Raw genomic sequence first — 23,379 nt, forward strand, 5'->3', positions numbered from 1 at the left:
ATTCCTCAGCCCCGTGCCTAGCGGATGTTCGGGTCGAAGGTGAAGATCACCAGCGTGCCCAGCAGGATGGTGAACACCGTGGCGGTGTAGAGCAGGCCCTTCAGCCACAGCCGGGTGTTCGCGCGCTCCGCGTAGTCATTGATGACCGTGCGCAGGCCGTTGGCGCCGTGCAGCATCGCGAGCCACAGCATCAGCAGGTCCCAGACCTGCCAGAAGGGGCTCGCCCAGCGGCCGGCCACGAAGGCGAAGCCGATCTTCGACACGCCGCCGTCCAGCACCAGCTGGATCAGCAGGTGGCCGAGGACCAGGACGACCAGCACGATGCCGGACAGCCGCATGAACAGCCACGCGGCCATCTCGAAGTTGCCGCGGGTCGAGCGCGGCGTCTTCTTGGTGCGCTTGCGCGGGGCCTCGATGAGGGGGGCCGGGTTGTCGACGTCGTAGAGGGACTCGCCCTCGACGGGGCCGATCCCGGTCGCGGTCTTCTCAGTGGTGGACATACGCGTCAGCTCCCGAACAGTTCACGAGCGGCGTGGCCGAGGACGGGGTAGATCGCCCCGATCATCAGCACGACCCACAGGCCTACGACCGTCCAGAGCATCTGCTTCTGGAAGCGCGGGCCCTTCGACCAGAAGTCGACGGCGATGACGCGCAGGCCGTTCAGTGCGTGGAAGAGGATCGCGGCGACGAGGCCGTATTCCAGCACTGCGACGATCGGGGTCTTGTACGTGGCTACGACCCTGTCGTAGTCCTCGGGGGAGACACGGACGAGAGCGGTGTCCAGCACGTGAACGAACAGGAAGAAGAAGATGAGGACGCCGGTGACTCGGTGAGCCACCCAGGACCACATTCCTTCCCGGCCGCGGTACAGCGTTCCAGCCGGCACGGAAGTCCCTCCGGGAGCGGGGATTGGGGCCGCGCCGGCTTTTGGGTGTCGGTCGGGCCCGGCCGGGTACGGTCCACCGGCCCCCAGCATCGTAGCGACGTGTTGTCGGGATGCTTACAGCGGCCCAACCGATGTGATCAAAGTTGCACGGACGGGCTACTGGGGTGGGTGGTTCTGTTGTGTGCCGGGTGCGGGTGCGTTGTGGCTTGTCGCGCAGTTCCCCGCGCCCCTGAGGACGTCTACCAACCGTCCCTTTGCAAGGCGTCGCAGTTCCTCCGCTGCCACCACCCGCTCCTCCTCCGGATCGTTTGTCAATCGTGACCGGATGCCTGCCAGGACGTGGTCCAACGCCTCGCCCTTCGACAGGCCGTCGAGGCAGATGACGAAGGCGTGGCCGAACTTGGCCTCGTATGCGGCATGTGCGGCGTCGAGGGCCATATGTGCGGCGCCGTACGTACCGTCGGGAAGCGTCGGCAGTGTCTCTCCCGCCAGCGCCTCCGAGAGGTCACTCGGGGACAGGTCGTACGCCGCCTCGTCCGACGCGGCCTGCAAGGACTCCAGGTCGGGGTAGGGGCGGTGGTCTGCGACTCGGCGGGCCCAGCGGAGGCTGCGGAGGCAGGACAGGAGGAGGTGGTGGGCGTCTTCCGCGGACGCGGTGTTGAAGGCGTCCAGCAGGTTCGGCGACGGTGGGGTACGAGTCTGTTCGGGCAGCGCCGGTATGGCGACTCGGCCGGGAAGGTGTGTGGGCGTCACGTGTGTTTCGGCAGGGGAAGCTGTGGGAGCAGGGGAAGCTGTGTGAGGTGTTGCGTCACGTTATCGAGAGTGGGCGTGACGTGTCCGACGGATGCCCGAATTTCACTCGAACGGCAGAGTTTCGGAGCGTCTGGTGGACACTTCCGGCCACTGGACCTGTCTAGGTTGGCGTGGTGAGCCAGCACAGGCGTCGGGCGTCGGCGGAGAAGACGCGGCAGGTGAGGACCCGGGTGGTCGTTCTCACGGCGGTGGCCGTGACGGTCGCGGCCGGCGTGGGGCTCGGGCTGTGGGCCTCCGGGGACGGGGGCGACGACAGCGGGCCCACGGGCTCGGCGGTACGGCAGCCCTCCGCCGGGGAGTCCAGCAGCGAGGCCGCCGCCTCGGCGCGGCAGGACACGCCCACCCCGACACCCACCCGCTCCTACCCCCTGTCACAGACCCCGCGCACGATTCCCGCCGTACAGGCGCACACCCCGGAGCGCGGCCCCGGGTGGCGGCCGAGGAGCGGGGCGCGGGTCGTCGTGAACGACGCGGCGCTCGCCGACGAGGGGCGACTGGTCGCGGGGGAGCTGGGGCTGACGTACGCCGGGGTGAAGGCGGACGACAAGGCCGGGGATCTGCGGCTGACGCTCACCGACGACAAGAAGGCCGACCCGGAGTCGTACACCCTCACCGTGCGCGGGGGGCGGGTCGCCGTCAGCGGGGCCGGCGACGCCGGGGTCTTCTACGGGACCCGGACGCTCAAGCAGGAGGTGCACGGTGGGGGTACCGCGCCGGAAGGGGTCGTGCGGGACGCGCCCGCCAAGCCGGTGCGCGGGTTCATGCTCGACATCGCGCGCAAGTACTACACCGCCGGGTGGATCGAGGACCGGGTGCGGGAGCTCGGGGACCTGAAGTTCAACCAGCTGGGGCTTCACTTCTCCGACGACCAGGGGTTCCGGATCGCGTCCACCTCGCATCCCGAGGTCGTCTCCGACGCGCATCTGACCAAGGCCGAGGTCGAGCGGATCCTCAAGCTCGCCGCCGAGCGGCACATCACCGTCGTGCCGGAGATCGACTCGCCGGGGCATCTGGGCGCGGTCATCGCCGCCCACCCCGAACTCCAGCTGTACAGCGGGCAGGGCGTGGCGGCGCGGGGCGCGGTCGACATCTCGAAGGACGGGGCCGCCACGATCGTCGACGAGCTGCTCGACGAGTACGCCGACCTCTTCCCCGGCGGGCAGTGGAACCTCGGCGGCGACGAGTACCGGGCGCTGATGGTCAGCAACCCCGAGGCCACGTATCCGCAGCTGGCCGCCGCCGCGAAGGCGGAACTCGGGGCGGGGGCGACCATCGCGGACCTCGCCACTCAGTGGCTCAACGACCGTGCCACCACCGTCCGCGCGCACGACAAGGCCCTGCTCGCCTGGAACGACGGCTTCTTCGCGGACACGTCCGTGCAGCCCGCCGCCGACATCCGGGTCGGGTACTGGACCGGTAAGGAGATCGGGGCGCGGCAGCCCGTGGCGTATCTGAGCGCGGGGCGTGAACTGGTCAACTACAACGACCTGTTCCTCTATTACGTCCTCGGGCAGCCCAACAACTTCGTCTATCCGACGGGGGAGCGGATCTACGAGCTGTGGACGCCGCGGGTGGTGCGGGGCACGCTGGCGGTCGACGCGAAGTACGACGACCAGATCCTCGGCGGGACCTTCGCGGTGTGGGGCGACTATCCGAACGCCCAGACGCAGGACCAGATCGCGGCCGGTGTCCGGATGCCGTTGCGGGCGACGGTCCAGAAGCTGTGGCACGCGGGGAAGCCGTCCCTTTCCTGGGCGGAGTTCAAGGTGCTGGCGGATCGGCTGGGCTGACCGCTGCGCATGGGGTGGACGTACGGGGATGGTGAACCGTATGTTCCGCATGCCGCGCGTGAGGTTCTGGGGAGGACCGGGCGCGGTGTTCCGTTCGTCCAGTCAGTACTTCCAGACTTCTGGTCAGTACTGCCAGTCAGTACTTCGGGGGATCGCCTCACCATGATCGAGAATCCGCACGCCCACCTCAGCCCCGCACCGGCCGTCTGGCTGCGGTCGCCGATCGGGCTCGGGTGGGCCGCCGTCGCCGGGCTCGGCGCGGTCATCGCCACCGACCTGTTCGCGATCTACGCGGACTTCGTCATGTACGACGTGACGGGCGACCTCATGGGCGACGGCTTCGGTGCCGTGCTCACCGAGCGGGCCGATCGGGCGGACCGGCTGTACGCCGTCGCCGGCACCGTCCAGACGGTCGCGTTGATCGCTACCGTCGTTCTCTACCTGTGCTGGTTCCACCGGGTGCGGGTCAACGCCCAGGTGTTCGATCCGTCCGGGCACAGCATGAAGGGGCACTGGGCGGTCTGGGGCTGGTTCGTGCCGGTCGTCAACCTCTGGTTCCCGCGCCGGATCACGCTGGAGATCTGGGACACCAGCAGCCCTTGGGGCGCGCCGCGGCCGCATGGGCTGGTCAACACCTGGTGGACGTTCTGGATCATCGCGCTGGTCTCCGGACGGCTCGCCCAGAGCGCCGGGCGCAGGGCCGACACCGCCGAGACCCTCCACATGGCGGCGGGGCAGACGCTGTTCGCCGACGTCGTCGACATCGTGGCCGCCGCTCTCGCCATCGCCGTGGTCCTGCGGCTGACGCGCATGCAGAACGAGAAGGCCCTGGGCGGGCCCGCCCCCGTAGCCGTCTGAGGTCCCGGATTGTCCGATCCGGCTGCGAACTGCCGTACGACTGTGGTGTATTCGGCCCCGAGTCACAGCTGAGCCGCAGCCGAGACGCCGGGGGGGAGCCGGGAATGGGCTACTGGGGGTATTACGTCGTGGGCCGCAGTGCGCGGCCGCTCCGTGAGCTGGACGCGCTGGCCGGGGCCGAGGGGCTGAGCCTGCGGGCGGAGGCGCCCGGGGGATGGCAGGTGTGGGAGTACCCGAGCGGGGACGGGGACGTCGGGTCGATGAACGCGCTGGCCCAGGAGACCGGGGCGCCCGCGTTATTCGGGTATGTGATGGACAGCGACTGTGTGGTCGTGGAGGCGGCCGGGCCGGAGAGCGGGGCGTGGACGACCTGTCTGGCGCGGACCGCGATGGCTCAGTACATCGGTGCCGACAAAGAGGGCCTCACGCTTGAGGACTACTTCCTGGAACCGGGGGACGCGGCCGAACGGGCCGTCGCCTGGGCCGAGGAGGCGGGGTGCGCGGTCGAGGCCGGGGCCGTGCTGGAGGTACTGACCGCCGAGGCCGACCCGTTGGCCGAAAACCTGTTCTTCCGGCTGCTCGACCGGCTGGCGGTAGTGCCCCTGTGACACTCCGGCGCCGTCGCACGCAGTAAGGGGAAGTGCGGGCTCCGTTAGGGAAGACCGCAGACGGCACCGCCCTGATGGAGGCGTGGATGAGTCTGGTGGAGCTGATCGCTCAGGCCGACGAACGCGGACTGGCCGCCAGCGGGTTGGCTTGTTTGGATCGGTGCGTGCCCCTGCTGGGCGGCGACGACGAGCTCTTGCGGCCGCTGTGGGCGAGCCTCGCCGACACCGGGGACTGGGGCGCGGGGCTTGAGGCCGCGCGCGGCAAGCTCGGTGCGGGGGAGGACGCCGGCGAGGACGAGGCCGCCGTGCTCGCCCGCCGGATGCTCGACGCCGCGCCCGCCGCTCCGGACGCCGGCGAGGTACGGGTGTGGGCCGACGCCTGCTCCGTCGCCTCGCTCCAGATCCACCGGCTCCTCGACCCCGCCTCCGCCGGCACCCCCGTCGACGCCTGCCGGGAGGGCCGTACGGACGGCGTGCCCCCGCTCGTCGCCGCCGAACTGCGCCGCCAGATCACCGTCCTGGAGGTGGTCGCCGGGCACGGCACGGCGGGGCTGCGGCGCGCGCTCGAAGTGTCCGTGGAGGGGCGCCGGGTCCTGCGCGCGGTGGTGTCACGGCGGGCGCGGGGGCGCAGCTGACACCACTGGACCGCCCCTACGGCACCAGCCACTTGACCACCGCGTCGCCGTAGTGCGCCGTCTGCCCGTAGAACGCCGTCAGGTCGCGATGGGCCGCCGCGAAGGCGCCGTGTATCTCGGGCTCGGCCTCCTGGCCGCCGTACGACTTCAGGAGCAGGTCGCGGGCGTCCAGCCACAGGTCGTCGAAGTCGGCGGCGGCGAGATACGCGGCGACTCGGCCGGCCTGGGCCGCGGTCAGCAGCACGAAGGGCGGGAGGGCCGGGTCCGGGTGGGGCAGGGGGCGGCCGCCGAGGACGACCTGGGCGGCCGGGCTGTCGCCGCCCTCGGTGCCGGCGTACAGGAGTTCGTGGTCGAGGTAGCCCTTGTCCAGCACCTCCTCCCGGTGCCTGCCGATCCGCTCCCGTACGGCGTCCCAGTCGTCCTCGAAGAGCTTCTCCAGCCAGGCCGGACTGTTGCGGAGCGCGGCGGGCCGGATGGCGCGGAAGTGGAAGTACATGCTCATCAGTGACAGGAGCGCACAGGGGCCGCGAACCGTCACTCCCGGGCGAAACGCCCAGCTGAGAACGGTGCGTGACCGTCGTGCGGCGGAGGTGGGGCGGTCTTGCGCCGGTCTCGCGGATCCGGCCGGAAACGGTGACGATCGCGCACTCCGGCACGCTCTTGGGGATGTGACGACTCATGTGACGACACAGCCCGTGACCCGGCCCTCCGCGGCGACGAAGCCGATGCGCTGGGCGGCGGACGCGGTGGCGACGATGCGCGAGGGCGCGCGGGTGCGGCTCGACTACTCGGCGCAGAGCCTGTGGAGCGTCGACCGGATGATCGAGGACCTGCGCCGCGAGGGCACACCGTACGGCGCCGTCGAGGCGGTGCTGCGCGGTTTCGGGGCGTACGCCGGTGAGGTGATCGTCCGTCAGTCGGGCGCCGAGTGGTGGGCGAGCGGGGGCGACCACTGGATCCGTACGCCCGACGGCAAGCTGTGGGATCCGATCGACGAGGCGCGGCGGGGTTTCGCCGGGGACGGGTCGTTGCGGTTGCTGTGCCGGGACGCGACGGGGGCCGGTTTCGAACGGCGGTAAAAACGCCGTAATAAGAGACGCTCGCGTTCCCAAGCAGTGGGTGGCGGGAGCACGATGGGGCCATGGCCGACAACCGTCGTTGGTGGGCGCTCGTCGTCATCGCGCTCGCCCAGTTGATGGTCGTGCTGGACATGACCATCGTCAATATCGCCCTGCCGTCCGCCCAGGCCGACCTGAACATGTCGGACGGGAACCGGCAGTGGGTGATCACCGCCTACACCCTCGCCTTCGGCGGACTGCTGCTCCTCGGCGGCCGGATCTCCGACCTCGCGGGACGCCGTACCACCTTCATGATCGGGCTGCTCGGCTTCGCCGCCGCCTCCGCGCTCGGCGGGGCCGCGACGGGCTCCGCGACGCTCTTCGGGGCGCGGGCGCTCCAGGGTGTGTTCGCCGCGCTGCTCGCACCCTCCGCGCTGGCACTGCTCGCGACGACGTTCACCGACCCCAAGGACCGGGCGAAGGCCTTCGGGGTGTTCGGGGCGATCGTCGGGGCGGGCGCGGCGATCGGGCTGCTCGCGGGCGGACTGCTCACCGAGTATCTGGACTGGCGCTGGTGCCTGTACGTCAACGTGCCCGTCGCGCTCATCGCGTTCGCCGGCGCCTGGGTCATCCTCGCCCCCGGCGAACGGCATCCCGACGCCCGTCTCGACGTGCCGGGCGCGCTGCTCGGCTCGGCCGGGATGCTGTCGATCGTCTACGGCTTCTCCGAGGCGGAGTCCCGGAGCTGGGGCGACGGACTGGTCGTGACGCTGCTGGTGGGCGGGGTCGCACTCCTCGCCGCCTTCGGGGTGTGGCAGACGCGGGCGCGGGTGCCGCTGCTGCCGATGACCGTCGTGAAGGACCGGCAGCGGGTCGGGGCCTTCCTCACCGTGCTGCTCGTGACGATCGGTATGTTCGGCGTCTTCCTCTTCCTCACGTACTACCTGCAGGGCGTCCTCGGCTGGTCGCCGCTGAGGACCGGGTGCGCGTATCTGCCGATGACGGCCGCGATGATCGTCGGGTCGACGCAGATCGCGGCACGGCTGCTGGGCAAGGTGCAGCCGCGGTTCCTGATCGTGCCGGGGCTGCTCGTCGGTGCGGGCGGGCTGGCGGTCATCGCGCAGGTCGGGGTCGAACCGGCGTACGCCTCGCATGTCCTGCCCGGCATGCTGATGCTCGGGCTCGGCATGAGCACCGCGATGATGACGTCCGTGTCCCTGGCCACCGGCAGCGTCGCGCCGCAGGACTCCGGTGCCGCCTCGGCGACCTTCAACACCGCCCAGCAGGTGGGAGGTTCGATCGGTACGGCCCTGCTGAACACGATCGCCGCGAGCGTGACCGCACGCTATGCGACCGCGCACGCGGGGCCCGGCGTGGACCGGCGGGAGCTGGCGGCCCGGGCGACCGTGCACGGGTTCAACGTGGCCACCTGGTGGGCGATGGCCGCGCTGCTGCTGGCCGCGCTGGTCGCCGGGGTGGTGGTGAACGCGCGGAGCGCGCCGACGCCGCCGGGGGCGGCCGGGGCGAAGGAGGCGGAGCCGGTGGATCTGCGGGGGTGACTGCCGGGGTCTCCGGCAGTGGTGGAGACCCCGGCCGCTGTTCCTGCGCCTTACGGCGTCAGCACCTGGCCCAGGCGGGCGTCCGTCGGGGTGCCCAGGGCCGTCTTGCTGTAGATCGCCGCCTCCGCGTAGCCCAGGCCCGTGCTGTTGCTCGGGACGTGGAGGAGGATGCCGTCGCCGGTGTCCTCGTTGTCGGCGCCGAAGGTGAGGTCGGCGCGGCCGTAGCCGGAGAGGTCGGTGAGGGTGACCGAGGAGCCGAAGCGGTCGTCGGTCTCGGTGGCGCCGGGGATCGTCGACGTGTCCTGGGAGATGCCGATCGAGCCGGTGCCGGTGAGGCCGGTCGACGCGCCCTTGACCAGGATCGCGTCGCCCGCGTTGGTGCGGTTCACGCCGTCGCGGACCAGGTCCTCGCCGGGGGCGCCCGCGAGGACGTCCGCGTAGCCGTCGGCGTTGTAGTCGCCGATCGAGACCGAGCTGCCGAACGCGTCGCCGGACTCGTTGCCGCCCGGGACGGACGCCGTGTCCTGGTGGATGGTCGTCATGCCCGTGGTCGTGAAGCCTGTGGACGTACCCGGGACCATGGTGATCTGGCCGCCCGAGACACCGCCCGACTCCGAGGCCACCGGCTGGCCGATCACGATGTCGTCGTAACCGTTGCCGTTGACGTCACCGGCCGCGACGGACCGGCCGCCCTTGACCGAGATCACGCCCACCTTCGTCAGGCCCGTCGCCGAGCCCGCGAAGCGGACCACGCGGCCGATGCCGCCGGTGTCGCGGTAGTTGAGGGCGACGTCCGCGTACCCGTCCCGGTTGAAATCGCCGGTCGCGGCGTCCAGGTAGGCGACCGCGCCGGTGGCGGAGGTCAGCGTGCCGTACTGGTACTTGCCGGCGCCGAGACGCACGTTCCAGTTGCCGCCCTTGCCCGCGCCCGCCGCGAAGACGTCCGCCTTGCCGTCGCCGTTGAAGTCGCCGACGGTGACGGTCGAACCGAGCTTGGCGCCCGTCGCCGTGACGCCCGAAGTGCTGTACGAGAAGCCGGTGTTGAGCGCCGGGCCGTACATCACCGTCACATTGCCGCGATCGGTGCCGACCGTGTCGTCCTCGCCGGGGGAGCCGATCGCGAGGTCGGCGTAACCGTCGCCGTTGACATCGCCCCAGGCGGTGGCGGCACCGAAGGCGTCACCGGTCTCGGTGCCGCCGGGGACACCCGCGCTGTTCTGAGTCAGCGTCACCTTGCCCGCCGTGACGGGCCCGTTGACGCTGCCCGGCACCACCTTCACCGCGTTCGCCTTCGGCACGCCCGCGACCAGGTCGGTCACGCCGTCCCGGTTGTAGTCGCTGGTTGCGAGGGCGTGCGAGATGCCCGGCGTCTTCGCGAGCGCCGCGATCCGCGACAGCTTGGAGTAGAGGTTGGCGCCGGGGCAGGCGGTGGCGTTGGTGTCGCGGTGCCCGAAGACGCGCGGCAGGGTGATCGAGCTGCCCTTGGCCACCTTGTTGCCGTCGACACCCGCGTCGCTGCCGGAGACCAGGGTGACCTTGCCGGTCGGGTCGATGCCGTACATGCCGAACTTCCACGCCACGATCCGCGCGATGGCGTCCAGCGCGGCCTTGCTCGGCTTGGCCGACTCGTAGTTGCCGATGTACGAGATGCCGACCGTGTTGGTGTTGAACCCGATGTCGTGCGCGCCGACCACCGGCAGGTCCATGCCCCCGCTGCGGCCCTCGAAGATCTGGCCGCACTTGTCGACGACGAAGTTGTAGCCGATGTCGTAGTAGCCGCGCGCGAAGTGCTCCTGCTGGATGGAGCGGAGACGGGCGCGGGAGTCGGCGCAGGACAGGGTGTTGTCGCTGTCCACGCCGGTGTGGTGGATCACGGCGGCCTTGATCTCGGCACCGTAGGAGGGGGTGCCGTCGTAGTCCGTGGACGCGCCCCACTCGGCCTGGGTGATGACCGGCGGCTTCACGACCGTGGAGGGTCGGGGGGCCGGGACGGTGGAGGTGGGGGAGGGGGATGGCGACGCGGACACCGACTCAGATGCCGATGCCGATGCCGACGGGGACGCTGACACCGTCTCCGTAGGAGATCCGGACGGGGACACCGACTCCGTGGGCGCCCCCGATGCCGAATCCGATGCCGACGGCGTCACCGTCTCCGCCACGAACCCCGCCGGCTCCACCCCGCCCTTGCCCCCGGGATCCGTCCCCGGGTCGAGCAGCTTGACGTCCATCCCGGCCGGTTGCCCGCCCGCCTCCGTGCCGTCCGCGTTCACGACCCGTACCTCGACGCCGTCGGAGTCGCCGGTCCACAGGGACTCCGTACCGCCGCGCAGCGCGGCCCGTTCGCCCTCGGCGCCGTCGGCCTGGCTGGGATCGACGGTCAGCTTCTGCCAGCCGGACCACTTGCCGGTCTCCAGGTCCCGGGTGCGCACCTCGGGCGTGCCTTTGGCCTTGGCGTCGGCGTCGTCCCAGGTCACCAGCAGCGCGCTGAACCGGTTCGTGTCCCGCTTGGCGAGGCCCTTGCGGCCGGCGCCCTCGCTCTGGAGCTTCAGCGTGTGGACGGCGGCTTTGCGCGTCCCCGCCTTGCCGTCGGACTGCGCGCCCTGGTCCGCCATGGCGTACGTGACGATGCCCGCGCCGCTCAGCACGACGGCCCCGGCGGTCAGCCAGGCCCGTCTCCTGAGACTGAGAGGTCTGTACGCACGGCTCCTGCGAGGACTCAACTACCCCACCCCTGTGAAATGAACTCGGTCGTATCTCCTGCCACTTGGGCAGCACATAGACACAGCGCACAGCTCTGGCCAAACATCACCGGCGCAAAGGGTTGTACGGCCGCTGTGGTTTTCCTGTGTGGGAATCGCCACGCCCGTGACCCGTGATGCTCCCGGCGCTCCATCCGCTGGGACAGCGGGGAGTGCGAGCCGAACGAAGGGGTGGGGGCCATGGGGAAGCAGGCCGGGCGTGTGGTGGGGGCGAGCGGGATGCGCGGGGCGGCGGGGGAGTTCGTCACGCGGGTCACCGCCCGCAACCGGCTGCCGCTGGACTACTCGGTGGCCAGCCTGCGGGTCGTCGACTTCCTGGTCGACGGGCTGCGCAAGGGCGGCGCCGACCAGGAACGGGTCCGCGAGCCGCTGTTCGCCCTCGGCGCCTACGTCGGTGAGGTACTGGTGCGCCGGGCGGGCGCGGTGTGGGTCGAACTGGACGAGACGCAGCGCGCGTACTTCGGCCAGCCGGTCGGCGTCCGGATGCCCGACGGCCGGGTCTGGAACCCGCTCGGCAAGGTCCTCAACCGCTTCGAGGCGGGCGGCCCCGAGGAGTCCCTCCAGACCTTCTATCTGACCCTGCACGGGCGGGCCCGCAGAAGGAGCGCGGCCTGACGGTGAGGGGCGGGGCCTGACGGGCGCCGTCGTACGACCGGGTGGGACGTCGTCGTACGACCGGGCGGGACGTCGTCGTACGACCGGGTGGGACACAGTGACACTTCTGTGCCGCCAGGCGCTGTTGACCGTGGGGGAAACCCCGCAAGGGCGGTCGTGCCGCACGGCATGAAACCGCCATGAACCAGTACGGACGAGGACAGTTCTTGGGTCGAGGAGGGGAACCCCGCCGCGTGCAGGCGTACGACGGGGAGCTTGGCGCGGCTGTCGCGCGGGCCCAGGAAGGCGACGAGGCCGCCTTCGCGGTCGCGTACCGGCTCGTGCAGCCAGGTCTGCTCGGCTACCTGCGCGGCATCGTCGGGGACGACGCCGAGGACGTGGCCTCCGACGCCTGGCTGGAGATCGCCCGCGACCTCGGCCGGTTCAAGGGCGACGGGGCCGGCTTCCGGGGCTGGAGCGCGACCATCGCCCGGCACCGGGCGCTGGATCATCTGCGGCGGCAGAAGGTACGGCCCCGGTCGGCGGCGCTGGAGCAGGACGTACTGGATCTGCCGGGCCCGCACAGCACCCACGACCAGGCACTGGAGTCCCTCTCCACCGCGTACGCGCTGGAGCTGGTCCGGGGGCTGCCGCGCGATCAGGCGGAGGCCGTGCTGCTGCGTGTGGTCGTCGGTCTCGACGGCCCCGCCGCCGCCCGCGTCCTCGGCAAGCGCCCCGGCGCGGTGCGCACCGCCGCGTACCGGGGGCTGAAGCGGCTCGCCCAGCAGCTGGGCATCGAGAGTGTGACGGATGACGGCCCCCGAACGCTGGGGGAGTCGAAATGAACAACGCCGAAGCGCACGACGTGAACGAAGTCGAGGTGAACGGCGGCGGCGACCGGCCGGACAGGGACCGGGACCAGGACAGGGACGGGAACGGGATCGGGCATGGGTGAAGGGCAGAGCGGCGGCGGGGCTTCCGGCCGTCGGCGTGTGCACCCTGGCGGCGCCGGTTCTCCGAACGGTGCCGGTTCTCCGAGCGACGCCGCTTCTCCGACCGGCGCCGAGCTGGAGACGCTGCTCGCCGCCGCCATGCGCGAGACCCACGACAGCGGTGCCGGTGCAGGTGCCGCGGGCGAGCAGCAGGCCGTCGCCGCGTTCCGTGCCGCCCGTGACGCCGGGGCGCACCGGGCACCCGCCCGCACCCGCCGCCGGGACGACTGGCGGCCGCGCGAGCAGCGCCGCCTGTCGCGCTCGCTGAAGGCCACGCTCTCCGTGTTCGTGGCGAGCCTCACCCTCGGCGGGGTCGCGTTCGCCGCGATCGGCACGGTCGGCTCGTCGTCCGGCACCGGGGACCAGGCCGGCCCGCACACCTCCGCGCCCGCCCGCCCGACCACCACGCCCTCCGCCGATGCCTCCGCCGGTTCCTCCTCCGGCGCCTCCGACCGCCCGGTCACCGCCCAGGACACCGAGGCCCACTGCCGTGCCTACGAGCACGTCAGCGGTCGCGGCAACGCCCTCAACTCCACCGCCTGGCAGCGCCTCGTCGAGGCGGCAGGCGGCGAGAGCAAGGTCGCGGCCTACTGCGCCGAGCAGCTGGAGCAGGCGGACCAGCAGGGCCAGGGCAAGGCGACGCAGAAGCCGGACAGCCCCGGCAAGGGCGCGACCAAGAGCAGCGAAGAGAAGAGCAGCGAGGAGAAGGCCGACAAGGCCTCCGGCAAGGACAAGCAGTAACTCCTGCGGTAACTCCTCGGCAGTGAGCCCCTCGGCAGTGAGTCAGTCACGCGGAGACGGCCGGGGCCGCCACCCCCCACAGGAGAGGCCCCGGCCGTCGCGCGGCACGGGCCGCGCGGCGGCCCGTACTTTCTTCAGCGCCGTGGATGCGTTTTCTGTCACACCCGGAGGCGTACCGACCCCCTCACGAGGTAGTTGCATCTTGTACGGACATGGACGAGCAGCGGTTTCAGGTCGTAACGTGCCTTTCGCGCCGAGCGCGGAGGCGAAGGATCACCGCAATCGCAGGCGGCCCCGGGGCCGCGACCATCGACTGAGGAACCATGCGTGCTGGGGGATGACGCGGAGCTGACCGCCGCGGTGCTTGCGGCGCAGGACGGGGACGAGACCGCGTTCCGGACTGTGTACCGCACCGTGCACCCGCGGCTGCTCGGCTACGTCCGGACGCTGGTCGGCGATCCGGACGCCGAGGACGTCGCCTCCGAGGCCTGGCTCCAGATAGCCCGTGACCTGGAGCGGTTCAGCGGGGACGCGGACCGCTTCCGCGGCTGGGCCGCCCGGATCGCCCGCAACCGCGCCCTGGACCACATACGGATGCGCGGCCGCCGCCCCGCGATCGGCGGCGACGAGACCGAACTGACCGGGAAGGCCGCCGAGTCCGACACCGCGGGCGAGGCCATCGAGGCCCTGGCCACCGACAGCACCCTCTCCCTCATCGCCCGGCTCCCGCAGGACCAGGCCGAAGCGGTCGTCCTGCGCGTGGTGGTCGGCCTCGACGCCAAGACCGCCGCCGAGACGCTGGGCAAACGGCCGGGAGCCGTACGGACCGCCGCGCACCGCGGCCTGAAGAAGCTCGCCGAACTGATCGCGGGCGATCCGGAATCGGCCGGTGTCCTCGACGCGCTCCCGCCCCAGCGAGAACCCCAGCGAGAACCGCAGCGAGAACCGCACAGCCGCGCGGTGACGTCCGCGAGTGTGACGCATACGCGTCCGCGGACGCAGAAGGACATGTGATGGCCGACAACGCCGACAACAACGAGTGGCTGAACGCCGAAACGGCGGAGCGTCTGCTGCGCGGCGAGTCACTGGACAACGCTGTCGAGCCCGCCGCCCGCGACGAAGCCGAACGCCTCGCCAAGACCCTCGGCGCGCTCACCACGGACCCCCCGCCGAACGGCGTGGAACTCCCCGGCGAGGCCGCCGCACTGGCCGCCTTCCGCAAGGTACGGGCGGACCGCGCCCCCGCGACGACCACGGCGTTCGGGGCGACCGCCAGAACCTCCGGCGCGGCCGCCACGCCCTCCAGCGCGGCTTCCGGCGCACCTTCCACCGCTTCCGGTACGACCCACCCGGCCCCCGGCGCCGACGAGCGCTTCTCCGACGCCGGTCTCATCCGTATCGGCGCCCCGGACCACCGCGCCCCCGGCCGTCACACGCCCGGTCACCGCGCCTCCCGCTCCCTCCGCCCCCGCCGCGGCCGTCCGGTCCGCCTGGGTCTCGCCGCAGCGCTCGCCCTCGGCATGGCCGGCGGAGTGGCGGTGGCGGCGGGAACCGGAATCCTGCCGAGCCCGTTCGGTGACGGCGAACCGGGCCCCAACGCCTCCGTCTCGGCCGCCGTGACCCCGGACCGCCCGCTGTCGTCCCCGTCGCCCAGCGGCGGCGCCGAGGGCGAGCCGACGCCCGACGGCTCGGCCGACCCGGGTGCCTCCCGCGAGGACGCGGGCAAGGACCCGAGCGCGAACCCGAGCACGAACCCCGGCTCCGGTACGGCCGACAAGGACAAGGGCTACGGCTCCTGGTGGAGCGGCGCCCTGTCGTCCTGCCGTGACCTGCGTGACGGCAAGCAGCTGTCGGCCGACCGCAGACGGGCCCTGGACGGGTTCGCGGGCGGCTCCTCGCAGGTGTGGAAGTACTGCCACGAGATCCTGGCGAACACGGACCCGAACACCGAGGGCCGGCCGAGCCAGGGCGACGACCGCCAGGGCCAGGGCGACGACCAGGACGGCAAGGGCGACAAGGACGGCAAGGGCGGCGACGACGAAAGCCACCCCGGAGCCCCCGGCCGCGGCAACGACCACCGCCGGAACGGGGGCTTCACCACCCCGTCCCCGCTCCCGGAACCGTCCTCCTCGGAAGCCGCCTCGCTGCTGCCCAGGCACGCCGCGACCGCACCCGACCCGTCGCCCAGCCCGACGTATTCGGCCCTCTGAGCTGCGCTTTTGTCACGCCTGAAACTTTTCTCGCGCCGGGTGTGACGTTTTCGCCCGGACCGGCGCTGACATGAGTGAGCCGACTGGTCATCGGCCGTCGCACAGAGCCGGGGTTCCCCCCGTACCCACGGCTCGTGCACCTGGCGCGGGCGGGACACGTTCCCCCGGTCCCGTCCGCGCCCCACAGGTCCCCCACAGGTCACAGGGTCACCTGGTCACGGAGTCACCAGTACACGACGACCTTGTCGCCGCTGCGCACCTCGTCGAACAGCTCCGAGATCGCCGCCTCGTCCCGTACGTTGACGCAGCCGTGCGAGGCGCCCGCGTAACCCCGGGCCGCGAAGTCGGACGAGTAGTGCACCGCCTGGCCGCCGCTGAAGAACATCGCGTACGGCATCGGGGAGTCGTACAGCGTCGAGACGTGGTGGCGGGACTTCCAGTAGACGCTGAAGACGCCTTCCCGGGTCGGTGTGTACTCCGAGCCGAACCGCACCGGCACCGTCAGCTCGGTCCGCCCGTCCACCATCCAGCGCAAGGTCCGGCTCGACTTGCTGATGCACAGCACCCGCCCGGTCGTACAGCGCGGGTCGGGCGCGGCGGCCGGCTGCCCGCCCATCAGATACAGCTCCCACTTGCCGGGCTCGTGCGTCATCTTCAGCAGCCGCTGCCAGGTGACGGTGTCCGTCTCGCCCGTCTTCGGCAGCCCGCGTTTGCCCTGGAACCCCTTGACGGCCTCCTCGGTCGCGTCGTCGTACGTCCCCGTCGGCCCCTCGAAGATCCAGGCGACCTGACGCAGCCGGGCCTGGAGCTCCCGCACGTCACGCCCGGTGTCACCGGGGGAGAGCAGCACCTCGGGCGCGGCCTTCGACGGCGGCGCGCTCGGCTTGTCGTCGCCGTCGCCGTCGTTGCTGTCGTCATGCGTGGCGGAGGGGGAGCTCTTGGGCAGCTCGACCCGCACCGGGCTCTTCCCGTCGCCTTCCGCCGCGTGCACGGTGCAGCCGCCCACGGCCGCCACCGCCACCAACGCGGCGATCACTCTCCCCATGCCCTCTGTACGCATCCGAGCCCCCGCCTTCTCACCACCGATGTGCACTGGTGTCACCACAGATGGCTTCCCGCGGATGACTGGTTGCGAACAGCGCGGGATTGTGATGAGGGTGATGGGGGCCAGCGAGCGGGAGGCGGCACACCATGACGCGCGAGTCGGAGTCCGGACTGCCCATCGAACCGGTCTACGGTCCCGCGGACCTGGCCGGCTGGGACCCGGCGCGGAAGCTCGGCGAGCCGGGCGCGTACCCCTTCACCCGCGGTGTCTACCCGTCGATGTACACGGGCCGCCCCTGGACCATGCGCCAGTACGCCGGTTTCGGCACCGCGATCGAGTCCAACGCCCGCTACCGCCGGCTGATCGCCCACGGCACCACGGGCCTCTCCGTCGCCTTCGACCTCCCCACCCAGATGGGCCACGACTCGGACGCCCCGATCGCCCACGGCGAGGTCGGCAAGGTGGGCGTCGCGATCGACTCGGTCGACGACATGCGGGTGCTGTTCGACGGCATCCCGCTGGACCAGGTCTCGACGTCGATGACGATCAACGCCCCCGCGGCCCTGCTCCTGCTCCTCTACCAACTGGTCGCGGAGGAACAGGGCGTCCCGGCCGACCGTCTGACGGGCACGATCCAGAACGACGTCCTGAAGGAGTACATCGCGCGGGGAACGTACATCTTCCCGCCCAAGCCCTCCCTCCGTCTGATCGCCGACATCTTCAAGTACTGCCGCACCGAGATCCCCAAGTGGAACACCATCTCGATCTCCGGCTACCACATGGCCGAGGCGGGCGCGTCCCCCGCACAGGAGATCGCCTTCACCCTCGCCGACGGCATCGAGTACGTCCGCACGGCGGTCGCGGCGGGCATGGACGTCGACGACTTCGCCCCGCGTCTGTCCTTCTTCTTCGTGGCGCGTACGACGATCCTGGAGGAGGTTGCCAAGTTCCGCGCGGCCCGCAGGATTTGGGCGCGCGTGATGAAGGAGGACTTCGGCGCGAGGAACCCCAAGTCGCTGATGCTCCGCTTCCACACCCAGACGGCCGGCGTCCAACTCACCGCCCAGCAGCCCGAGGTGAACCTGGTCCGGGTCGGAGTCCAGGCCCTGGCAGCGGTGTTGGGCGGCACCCAGTCCCTGCACACCAACTCCTTCGACGAGGCGATCGCGCTCCCCACGGACAAGTCGGCGCGGCTGGCCCTGCGTACCCAGCAGGTGCTCGCGTACGAGACGGACGTGACGGCGACGGTGGACCCCTTCGCCGGGTCCTACGTCATCGAGCGGATGACCGACGACGTAGAGGGTGCCGCCCTCGACCTCATGCGCCGGGTCGAGGACCTCGGCGGTGCGGTGGCCGCCATCGAGCACGGTTTCCAGAAGAACGAGATCGAGCAGAACGCGTACCGGATCGCCCAGGAGACGGACTCCGGCGAGCGGGTGGTCGTAGGCGTCAACCGCTTCCAGCTGGACGCGGAGGAACCGTACGAGCCGCTGCGCGTCGACCCGGCCATCGAGGCCCAGCAGGCGGAGCGGCTCGCGCGGCTGCGGGCGGAACGGGACGAGGCGGCGGTGACCTCGGCCCTCGACGCCCTCCGGAAGGCGGCGGAGGGGGAGGACAACGTCCTGTACCCGATGAAGGAGGCGCTGCGGGCGCGGGCGACGGTCGGCGAGGTGTGCAACGCGCTGCGGGAAGTGTGGGGGACCTATGTACCGGTGGATGCGTTCTAGCGTGCGAAACTCGTTCGTATGCTCGGTGTCATAGACCTTCCCACCTACTTGGCCGGACTCGTCCTGATCGTCCTGCTGCCCGGTCCCAACTCGCTGTACGTCCTGTCCGTCGCCGCCCGGCGCGGGGTGCGGGCCGGGTACACCGCGGCGGCGGGCGTGTGGTGCGGGGACACCGTGCTGATGACGCTGTCGGCGGCGGGGGTGGCGTCCTTGCTCCAGGCCAACGCCGTGCTGTTCGGGATCGTGAAGTACGCGGGCGCCGGGTATCTGACGTGGCTGGCCGTGGGGATGCTGCGAGCCGCGTGGGGGATGTGGCGGTCGAGGAAGGAAGCGACCGCCGCGGACGCGTCCGAGGGGGGCTCCTATGAGCGCCCTTACCGCCGGGCCCTGGTCATCAGCCTTTTCAACCCCAAGGCGATCCTGTTCTTCGTCGCCTTCTTCGTGCAGTTCGTCGATCCCGGGTACGCGTATCCGGCGCTGTCCTTCGTGGTGCTGGGGGCGTTCGCGCAGGCCGCGAGCTTCCTGTACCTCACCGCGCTGATCTTCAGTGGGACGCGGTTGGCGGATGCGTTCCGGAGGCGGCGGCGGTTGTCGGCGGGGGCGACGTCGGCTGCGGGGGCGTTGTTTCTCGGGTTTGCGGTGAAGTTGTCGCTCGCCAGCGCCTGACGTCGGCTGCGGGCCGGTGGGGGCTTGTCGCGCAGTTCCCCGCGCCCCTAAAAACTAAAAGCACGTCCGCGCGAGGTACTCCGTCAAGGCGCCCGGTGCTTCGCCCGCCCACCCGACGTAGCCGTCCGGCCTCACCAAGAACAGACCCTTCCCGTACGACTCCTGCGCCTCTCCTCGTACGACTGTGATCGTCCCCGGTACCTCCGGCGCTTCCGTTCCCACCGCCACCAGGGTCCAGTGCGGGCCCCGGAAGGCGTCGAAGAGCCGTACGCCGTTCAGCGAGCCGTCCGGTGCGCGGTCTCCCGCTCGCAGTCCCGTCGGGGCCTCGCGGGTCTCCCGTGTCAGTGACGAGTCCCGGTACCCCAGGCCCAGCTGCCGCGTCGCCTCCCCCCGCCGTGTCTCGCCCCGGTGGACGCTCGCCGACAGGCCCAGCATGTCGGCGGCGATGGGGCGGCGCTCCTCCTCGTAGGTGTCGAGGAGGGAGACCGGCGCCCCGTCCCGCAGGACCGCGCCCAGCTTCCAGCCCAGGTTGTAGGCGTCCTGGACGCTGGTGTTGAGGCCCTGGCCGCCTGCCGGGGAGTGGATGTGGGCGGCGTCGCCGGCGAGGAAGACGCGGCCGGAGCGGAAGTGGTCCGCGAGGGCCATGCGGGGGCGGAAGTCGGAGGCCCAGCGGAGCTCGGTGATGGCGTCGGGGGCCAGGTGGGAGCGGGCGGCGACGACCTTGCGGACGCCGTCGAGGGACACGTCCACCGCGCTGCCCTCCGGGAACCGGGCGGCGATCTGGAAGTCCTCGGTGCCCGCGAGGGGGCAGATCGCGAGGAAGCCGTCGCCCTCGCCGCGCGGTGGGAAGACGTGCCAGTAGTCGCGGTCGAGGCCGGTCACGCGTACGTCGGCCACGAGCATCGGGTGGGGGTCGACCGTCTCGCCGGTCATGGCGATGCCGAGCGCGCGCCGGACGACGGAGCGGCCCCCGTCGGCCGCGACCAGGTACCGGGCGCGGACGTCGGCGCCGGTGGCGAAGTGGGCCGTGACCCCGTCCTCGTCCTGCGTGAGCCCGGTCAGCTCCCGCCCGAAGACGACCTCGCCGCCCAGCTCGGCGAGCCGTGCCCCGAGGATCTCCTGGGTCCGCCACTGCGGGACCATCCAGGGCTCGGTGTACGGCGAGTCCTCCGTCGTCTCGGCCGGGTCGAACATCTGGTGCTCGCCGACCTGCTCGCCGTCCTGCCAGATCATCCCGACCGGGTAGCTGCCGCCGGCCGCGCGGATCGCGTCCAGGACGCCGAGGTCGTCGAAGACCTCCATCGTGCGCGGCTGGAGGCCCTTGCCCCGCGAGCCGGGGAACAGCCGGTCCGCCTTCTCCACCACGACCGCGTCCACGCCACGCCGGGCGAGGTCGATCCCGAGGGCGAGACCGGTCGGGCCCGCGCCCACGATCAGGACGTCGGTGTGCATTTCGGTACCCATGCGGATCACTCTCCTTAACGTTGTTAAGTGCCGTTGCCTAGAAGAGTGCCCTTAACGCCGTTAAGCTGTCAAGCGTGACTACGGAACGCCGCGCCCCCCTCGACCGCATCCGCGTCGCGGACACCGCCCTCAAGCTCCTGAACGAACTGGGCCTCGACGGCCTGACCCTCCGCGCCATCGCCAAGGAACTCGACGTCAAGGCCCCGGCCCTGTACTGGCACTTCAAGGACAAACAGGCCCTGCTCGACGAGATGGCCACGGAGATGTACCGCCGCATGGTCGCCGGCGCCGCCCTCGACCCCGCCGACACCTGGCAGGAACGCCTGCTGAAGTCCAACCGCGGCCTGCGGACCGCCCTGCTCGGCTACCGCGACGGCGCGCGAGTCTTCAGCGGCTCCCGCTTCACGAGCCTCGTCCACGTGGAGGCCATGGAGGACAACCTCCGACTCTTCACCTCAGCGGGCTTCACCCTCGCCCAGGCGGTCAGGGCCGCGTCGACGACCTACCTCTACACCCTCGGCTTCGTCATCGAGGAACAGGGCGTGATCCCCGTCGCAGGTGAACGCAGGGAGGGCTTCGACGTGGACGAGCGAGCTCGTCAGATGGCCGACTATCCGTTGTCGGCAGCGGCGGGCGCAGAGATCTTCGAGGACTACGACCAACACTTCGAGGAGGGCCTGGCTCTCATCATCAAGGGCATCGAATGCGCCCCGTAAGGGGCGCGGGGAACTGCGCGACCAGCCCCCACACACCCGCGGCCGAACTCAGACCTGACGAGCCCGAACCCTCCGCACCGCCCGCGTGATGACCGGCGGCAGCAGATCCACCCCGATACGGCGCACACGTGACCGACTGACCTGCGGAACCGGCGGAACCATCAGCTCCGGTTCCACATAGTGCCGCGACCGCGGAAACTCAGGCGCCCGCATCCCCTTCGCCCGCACCCGAACCAACCGCTGCCCCGCCGCCTCCTGCACACTCAGCCCGCAGTCCCCCCGCCCCCTCAGCATCTCCAGCAACTCCTCCTGCACAGCCGAGGGATCCCCCCAGGTCCCGTACAGCTTCTGCGTGCTGAGGCAGATCACCCGCAGCCCCCGGTTCAGTACCGCCTCCCAGGTCGCGACGGACACCCCAGGAGTGTGCTCGGACCGGAAGTCGTCGAGGACGACGACACCGTCCGGGAGCAGAATCTCCCGCGCCGCCCCGATGTCGTCCCGCACATGCTCGTACAGATGCGAGGCGTCGATATGGACGAACCGGCAGCTCTTCGCCGCGACCTCGGACGAGATGACCGAACTCGGTGCCTCGATGACCCGGGGCAGCTCGTCGTGGAAGGAGAGGTAGTTCCGCTCGAAGGCCTGCCGCGTCAGCGAGGCGTACGACTTCGCCGTCTCGGCCCGGTTCGCGCCGTCCGGGGCGTCCCCGCCGAAGAGGTCGCAGACCGTGAACCGCTCGCCCTCGCGAAGGTGCCGGCCGAGGAGGATCGCGCTCTTGCCCATATAGGCACCGAGCTCCAACAGATCCCCCGGCATGCCCTCGCGTTCCTGGCGTTCGAGGAACCAGCCGAACAGGAGCTGGTCGAGCGGCGGGAACCATCCCGGTACGTCGCCGAGCTCGCCGGGGTGGGTGTACGTCTGCTGTGGGTTGGCCATGAAACGAGTCTTCTCGCTTCAGCCCGCCCCAACTGGCCCCGCGTTGAACGTCAAGTGAACAAGCTCAGCGAGCTTTGGCCAGAGCCGAACGCAGCTTCGGAGTCAGCGGCTTCTCGACGTACCGGTTGATCAGCCAGGCCAGTACGAGCATCGCTACGACGGTCAGTGCGAAGGTCTCCGCCGACGGCAGCCCCAGCCCGATGTGCAGCCCGTGGATCACCACCCAGCCGAGGTGCTCGTGGACCAGGTAGAAGGGGTACGTCAGGGCCCCGGCCACCGTGAGCCAGCGCCAGTTCGCCCAGTTCAGCCAGCCCAGGGCGATCGCGGCGACGGCGAGGAAGCCGAAGGCGACGACGGCCACTATGCCCAGCGTGGTGCGGTGGGCGAAGGCGTTGGGGTCGGTGGCGTTCCAGAGGCTGCGGACCGCGTAGTGCTGCCCGATGAGGAAGCTGACGGCGACGATGCCCCAGGCGTAGACGTCCCGCCGGTCGCGGTGGACGAGGTAGAGGCCGACGCCGCCGATGAAGAAGGGGGCGTACTCCGGCATCAGGACGACGTCCAGCAGGGGCTCCTTGGACGCCTGGGTGATCGCCGCGGCCAGGGTCCAGCCCGCGCAGAACAGGATGACCCGGCGCCGGGTCGCCCCGGGCAGGACGACGCACAGGGCGAAGAGGGCGTAGAAACGGACCTCGGCCCACAGGGTCCAGCAGACGCCCAGCACCCGGTCGACGCCCAACGGCTGCTGGAGCATCGTCATGTTGACCAGCGCGTCGCTCGGCGACACCGTCTTGTAGGCGACCATCGGCAGCGCGAACACCGCCGTGACCAGCAGGACCGCCACCCAGTAAGCGGGCAGCAGCCGGGACGCGCGGGACGCGAAGAACGACTTCAGCGGGCGGCCCCAGCCGCTCATGCAGATCACGAATCCGCTGATCACGAAAAAGACCTGGACGCCGAGACAGCCGTACGAGAAATACTGGCTCAGCGTCGGGAACTGATCTTTGGCGGAAGTCCCCCAGGCCGCGGTGACTTCACCGCCGCGGCCGCCGTAGTGGTACGCGGCGACCATCAGCGCGGCCACCAGCCGCAGTCCGTCGAGGGCGCGCAGCCGGCTCTCCCGGGGCCGCGCCCGTTCCGGCCGCGGCGGTGCTTCGGTGACCTCGCGGACGGTCATCGTGGTCACGGAAATCCCCTCGACTGCCAGTGCTTCTACGGGTGCCCCTAAGGGTGCACACAGGCACATTAGTCCGAATCACAGGGATGTCTTGGTTGACCAGCCAACGATTAGCCGTCCGGTCCCGGCCAGTTCACCTGGATGTCGT

General features: G+C 70.9%; 23 protein-coding genes. 14 read left to right on the forward strand and 9 right to left on the reverse strand.

Annotation, left to right across the window (positions count from 1 at the left end):
- Positions 1-17 precede the first annotated feature (17 nt).
- The 3 genes from ABZ928_RS31995 to ABZ928_RS32005 all read right to left on the reverse strand — a co-directional run bounded on the left by ABZ928_RS31995 (position 18) and on the right by ABZ928_RS32005 (position 1,639).
- A complete protein-coding gene (locus ABZ928_RS31995) occupies positions 18-500 on the reverse strand; it encodes a succinate dehydrogenase hydrophobic membrane anchor subunit (RefSeq protein ID WP_361526570.1) in 483 nt (160 codons plus the stop codon).
- 5 nt (positions 501-505) lie between these two features.
- Entirely contained in the window at positions 506-886 is a 381-nt protein-coding gene (gene sdhC, locus ABZ928_RS32000) for a succinate dehydrogenase, cytochrome b556 subunit (protein ID WP_361526573.1), read from the reverse strand.
- Between the two features lie 156 nt (positions 887-1,042).
- Positions 1,043-1,639: a 2-oxo-4-hydroxy-4-carboxy-5-ureidoimidazoline decarboxylase gene (locus ABZ928_RS32005; protein WP_361526576.1), complete on the reverse strand. Its 597-nt coding sequence runs from the start codon at positions 1,637-1,639 to the stop codon at positions 1,043-1,045.
- A gap of 230 nt (positions 1,640-1,869) precedes the next feature.
- On the opposite strand from ABZ928_RS32005, the gene ABZ928_RS32010 reads away from it, so the two are divergent.
- The 4 genes from ABZ928_RS32010 (at position 1,870) to ABZ928_RS32025 (ending at position 5,590) form a co-directional block, all read left to right on the forward strand.
- Positions 1,870-3,489: a glycoside hydrolase family 20 protein gene (locus tag ABZ928_RS32010; protein ID WP_361526725.1), complete on the forward strand. Its 1,620-nt coding sequence runs from the start codon at positions 1,870-1,872 to the stop codon at positions 3,487-3,489.
- 162 nt (positions 3,490-3,651) lie between these two features.
- Entirely contained in the window at positions 3,652-4,347 is a 696-nt protein-coding gene (locus ABZ928_RS32015) for a DUF4328 domain-containing protein (RefSeq protein WP_361526578.1), read from the forward strand.
- Positions 4,348-4,451: 104 nt separating this feature from the next.
- Positions 4,452-4,955, forward strand: coding sequence for a hypothetical protein (locus ABZ928_RS32020; protein WP_361526581.1), 504 nt, complete (start codon positions 4,452-4,454; stop codon positions 4,953-4,955).
- Positions 4,956-5,041: 86 nt separating this feature from the next.
- Positions 5,042-5,590, forward strand: coding sequence for a hypothetical protein (locus ABZ928_RS32025; protein WP_361526584.1), 549 nt, complete (start codon positions 5,042-5,044; stop codon positions 5,588-5,590).
- A gap of 16 nt (positions 5,591-5,606) precedes the next feature.
- Here ABZ928_RS32025 and ABZ928_RS32030 read toward each other — a convergent pair whose 3' ends face one another.
- On the reverse strand, positions 5,607-6,092 hold the full coding sequence (locus ABZ928_RS32030; RefSeq protein WP_361526586.1) for a DUF1877 family protein: 486 nt from the start codon (positions 6,090-6,092) through the stop codon (positions 5,607-5,609).
- 178 nt (positions 6,093-6,270) lie between these two features.
- Between ABZ928_RS32030 and ABZ928_RS32035 the strand changes: the two genes are divergently transcribed.
- Both ABZ928_RS32035 and ABZ928_RS32040 read left to right on the forward strand, forming a co-directional pair.
- Positions 6,271-6,669, forward strand: a complete 399-nt coding sequence (locus ABZ928_RS32035) for a hypothetical protein (RefSeq protein WP_361526589.1) — start codon at positions 6,271-6,273, stop codon at positions 6,667-6,669.
- Between the two features lie 62 nt (positions 6,670-6,731).
- Positions 6,732-8,207: an MFS transporter gene (locus ABZ928_RS32040; RefSeq protein ID WP_361526591.1), complete on the forward strand. Its 1,476-nt coding sequence runs from the start codon at positions 6,732-6,734 to the stop codon at positions 8,205-8,207.
- Positions 8,208-8,257: 50 nt separating this feature from the next.
- On the opposite strand, the gene ABZ928_RS32045 is transcribed toward ABZ928_RS32040, so the two are convergent.
- Positions 8,258-10,852, reverse strand: coding sequence for an FG-GAP-like repeat-containing protein (locus tag ABZ928_RS32045; protein WP_361526594.1), 2,595 nt, complete (start codon positions 10,850-10,852; stop codon positions 8,258-8,260).
- Positions 10,853-11,146: 294 nt separating this feature from the next.
- Between ABZ928_RS32045 and ABZ928_RS32050 the strand changes: the two genes are divergently transcribed.
- The 5 genes from ABZ928_RS32050 to ABZ928_RS32070 all read left to right on the forward strand — a co-directional run bounded on the left by ABZ928_RS32050 (position 11,147) and on the right by ABZ928_RS32070 (position 15,503).
- The gene (locus ABZ928_RS32050) at positions 11,147-11,581 is read left to right on the forward strand and encodes a hypothetical protein (protein WP_361526597.1); all 435 of its coding nucleotides are present in this window, start codon (positions 11,147-11,149) and stop codon (positions 11,579-11,581) included.
- A 206-nt stretch (positions 11,582-11,787) separates the two neighbouring features.
- Positions 11,788-12,405, forward strand: a complete 618-nt coding sequence (locus ABZ928_RS32055) for an RNA polymerase sigma factor (RefSeq protein WP_361526600.1) — start codon at positions 11,788-11,790, stop codon at positions 12,403-12,405.
- A 102-nt stretch (positions 12,406-12,507) separates the two neighbouring features.
- The gene (locus ABZ928_RS32060) at positions 12,508-13,293 is read left to right on the forward strand and encodes a hypothetical protein (RefSeq protein ID WP_361526603.1); all 786 of its coding nucleotides are present in this window, start codon (positions 12,508-12,510) and stop codon (positions 13,291-13,293) included.
- A 327-nt stretch (positions 13,294-13,620) separates the two neighbouring features.
- Positions 13,621-14,307, forward strand: a complete 687-nt coding sequence (locus ABZ928_RS32065; RefSeq protein WP_361526606.1) for an RNA polymerase sigma factor — start codon at positions 13,621-13,623, stop codon at positions 14,305-14,307.
- Positions 14,307-15,503 carry a hypothetical protein gene (locus ABZ928_RS32070; protein ID WP_361526609.1) on the forward strand — a complete coding sequence of 399 codons (1,197 nt, stop codon included), beginning with the start codon at positions 14,307-14,309 and terminating at the stop codon, positions 15,501-15,503. The genes ABZ928_RS32065 and ABZ928_RS32070 overlap by 1 nt, the downstream gene beginning before the upstream one ends.
- A 223-nt stretch (positions 15,504-15,726) precedes the next feature.
- On the opposite strand, the gene ABZ928_RS32075 is transcribed toward ABZ928_RS32070, so the two are convergent.
- Positions 15,727-16,563, reverse strand: coding sequence for a L,D-transpeptidase family protein (locus ABZ928_RS32075; RefSeq protein ID WP_361526612.1), 837 nt, complete (start codon positions 16,561-16,563; stop codon positions 15,727-15,729).
- Positions 16,564-16,694: 131 nt separating this feature from the next.
- Here ABZ928_RS32075 and ABZ928_RS32080 point away from each other — a divergent pair, with 131 nt between their 5' ends.
- Both ABZ928_RS32080 and leuE read left to right on the forward strand, forming a co-directional pair.
- Positions 16,695-18,275 carry a methylmalonyl-CoA mutase family protein gene (locus tag ABZ928_RS32080; RefSeq protein ID WP_361526615.1) on the forward strand — a complete coding sequence of 527 codons (1,581 nt, stop codon included), beginning with the start codon at positions 16,695-16,697 and terminating at the stop codon, positions 18,273-18,275.
- Between the two features lie 18 nt (positions 18,276-18,293).
- A complete protein-coding gene (leuE, locus tag ABZ928_RS32085) occupies positions 18,294-18,941 on the forward strand; it encodes a leucine efflux protein LeuE (RefSeq protein ID WP_361526618.1) in 648 nt (215 codons plus the stop codon).
- 54 nt (positions 18,942-18,995) lie between these two features.
- Here the strand turns inward: leuE and ABZ928_RS32090 are convergent, their stop codons facing one another.
- Positions 18,996-20,393 carry an FAD-dependent oxidoreductase gene (locus ABZ928_RS32090; RefSeq protein WP_361526728.1) on the reverse strand — a complete coding sequence of 466 codons (1,398 nt, stop codon included), beginning with the start codon at positions 20,391-20,393 and terminating at the stop codon, positions 18,996-18,998.
- A gap of 86 nt (positions 20,394-20,479) precedes the next feature.
- Between ABZ928_RS32090 and ABZ928_RS32095 the strand changes: the two genes are divergently transcribed.
- A complete protein-coding gene (locus ABZ928_RS32095) occupies positions 20,480-21,121 on the forward strand; it encodes a TetR/AcrR family transcriptional regulator (protein ID WP_361526621.1) in 642 nt (213 codons plus the stop codon).
- A 48-nt stretch (positions 21,122-21,169) separates the two neighbouring features.
- On the opposite strand, the gene ABZ928_RS32100 is transcribed toward ABZ928_RS32095, so the two are convergent.
- Positions 21,170-22,057 carry a class I SAM-dependent methyltransferase gene (locus ABZ928_RS32100; RefSeq protein WP_361526624.1) on the reverse strand — a complete coding sequence of 296 codons (888 nt, stop codon included), beginning with the start codon at positions 22,055-22,057 and terminating at the stop codon, positions 21,170-21,172.
- Between the two features lie 64 nt (positions 22,058-22,121).
- The gene (locus ABZ928_RS32105; protein WP_361526731.1) at positions 22,122-23,231 is read right to left on the reverse strand and encodes an acyltransferase; all 1,110 of its coding nucleotides are present in this window, start codon (positions 23,229-23,231) and stop codon (positions 22,122-22,124) included.
- Positions 23,232-23,379 lie beyond the last annotated feature (148 nt).

Origin of the sequence: Streptomyces sp. NPDC046909 (genome assembly GCF_040644695.1) — a bacterium.
Lineage (GTDB): Bacteria > Actinomycetota > Actinomycetes > Streptomycetales > Streptomycetaceae > Streptomyces.

What these genes read in the sequence shown, in the direction of transcription:
- ABZ928_RS31995 (WP_361526570.1), bottom strand. Translation starts at nt 500, where the DNA reads ATGTCCACCACTGAGAAGACCGCGACCGGGATCGGCCCCGTCGAGGGC.
- ABZ928_RS32015 (WP_361526578.1), top strand. Translation starts at nt 3,652, where the DNA reads ATGATCGAGAATCCGCACGCCCACCTCAGCCCCGCACCGGCCGTCTGG.
- ABZ928_RS32020 (WP_361526581.1), top strand. Translation starts at nt 4,452, where the DNA reads ATGGGCTACTGGGGGTATTACGTCGTGGGCCGCAGTGCGCGGCCGCTC.
- ABZ928_RS32025 (WP_361526584.1), top strand. Translation starts at nt 5,042, where the DNA reads ATGAGTCTGGTGGAGCTGATCGCTCAGGCCGACGAACGCGGACTGGCC.
- ABZ928_RS32030 (WP_361526586.1), bottom strand. Translation starts at nt 6,092, where the DNA reads ATGAGCATGTACTTCCACTTCCGCGCCATCCGGCCCGCCGCGCTCCGC.
- ABZ928_RS32040 (WP_361526591.1), top strand. Translation starts at nt 6,732, where the DNA reads ATGGCCGACAACCGTCGTTGGTGGGCGCTCGTCGTCATCGCGCTCGCC.
- ABZ928_RS32050 (WP_361526597.1), top strand. Translation starts at nt 11,147, where the DNA reads ATGGGGAAGCAGGCCGGGCGTGTGGTGGGGGCGAGCGGGATGCGCGGG.
- ABZ928_RS32060 (WP_361526603.1), top strand. Translation starts at nt 12,508, where the DNA reads ATGGGTGAAGGGCAGAGCGGCGGCGGGGCTTCCGGCCGTCGGCGTGTG.
- ABZ928_RS32070 (WP_361526609.1), top strand. Translation starts at nt 14,307, where the DNA reads ATGGCCGACAACGCCGACAACAACGAGTGGCTGAACGCCGAAACGGCG.
- ABZ928_RS32075 (WP_361526612.1), bottom strand. Translation starts at nt 16,563, where the DNA reads ATGCGTACAGAGGGCATGGGGAGAGTGATCGCCGCGTTGGTGGCGGTG.
- ABZ928_RS32080 (WP_361526615.1), top strand. Translation starts at nt 16,695, where the DNA reads ATGACGCGCGAGTCGGAGTCCGGACTGCCCATCGAACCGGTCTACGGT.
- leuE (WP_361526618.1), top strand. Translation starts at nt 18,294, where the DNA reads ATGCTCGGTGTCATAGACCTTCCCACCTACTTGGCCGGACTCGTCCTG.
- ABZ928_RS32090 (WP_361526728.1), bottom strand. Translation starts at nt 20,393, where the DNA reads ATGCACACCGACGTCCTGATCGTGGGCGCGGGCCCGACCGGTCTCGCC.
- ABZ928_RS32100 (WP_361526624.1), bottom strand. Translation starts at nt 22,057, where the DNA reads ATGGCCAACCCACAGCAGACGTACACCCACCCCGGCGAGCTCGGCGAC.
- ABZ928_RS32105 (WP_361526731.1), bottom strand. Translation starts at nt 23,231, where the DNA reads ATGACCGTCCGCGAGGTCACCGAAGCACCGCCGCGGCCGGAACGGGCG.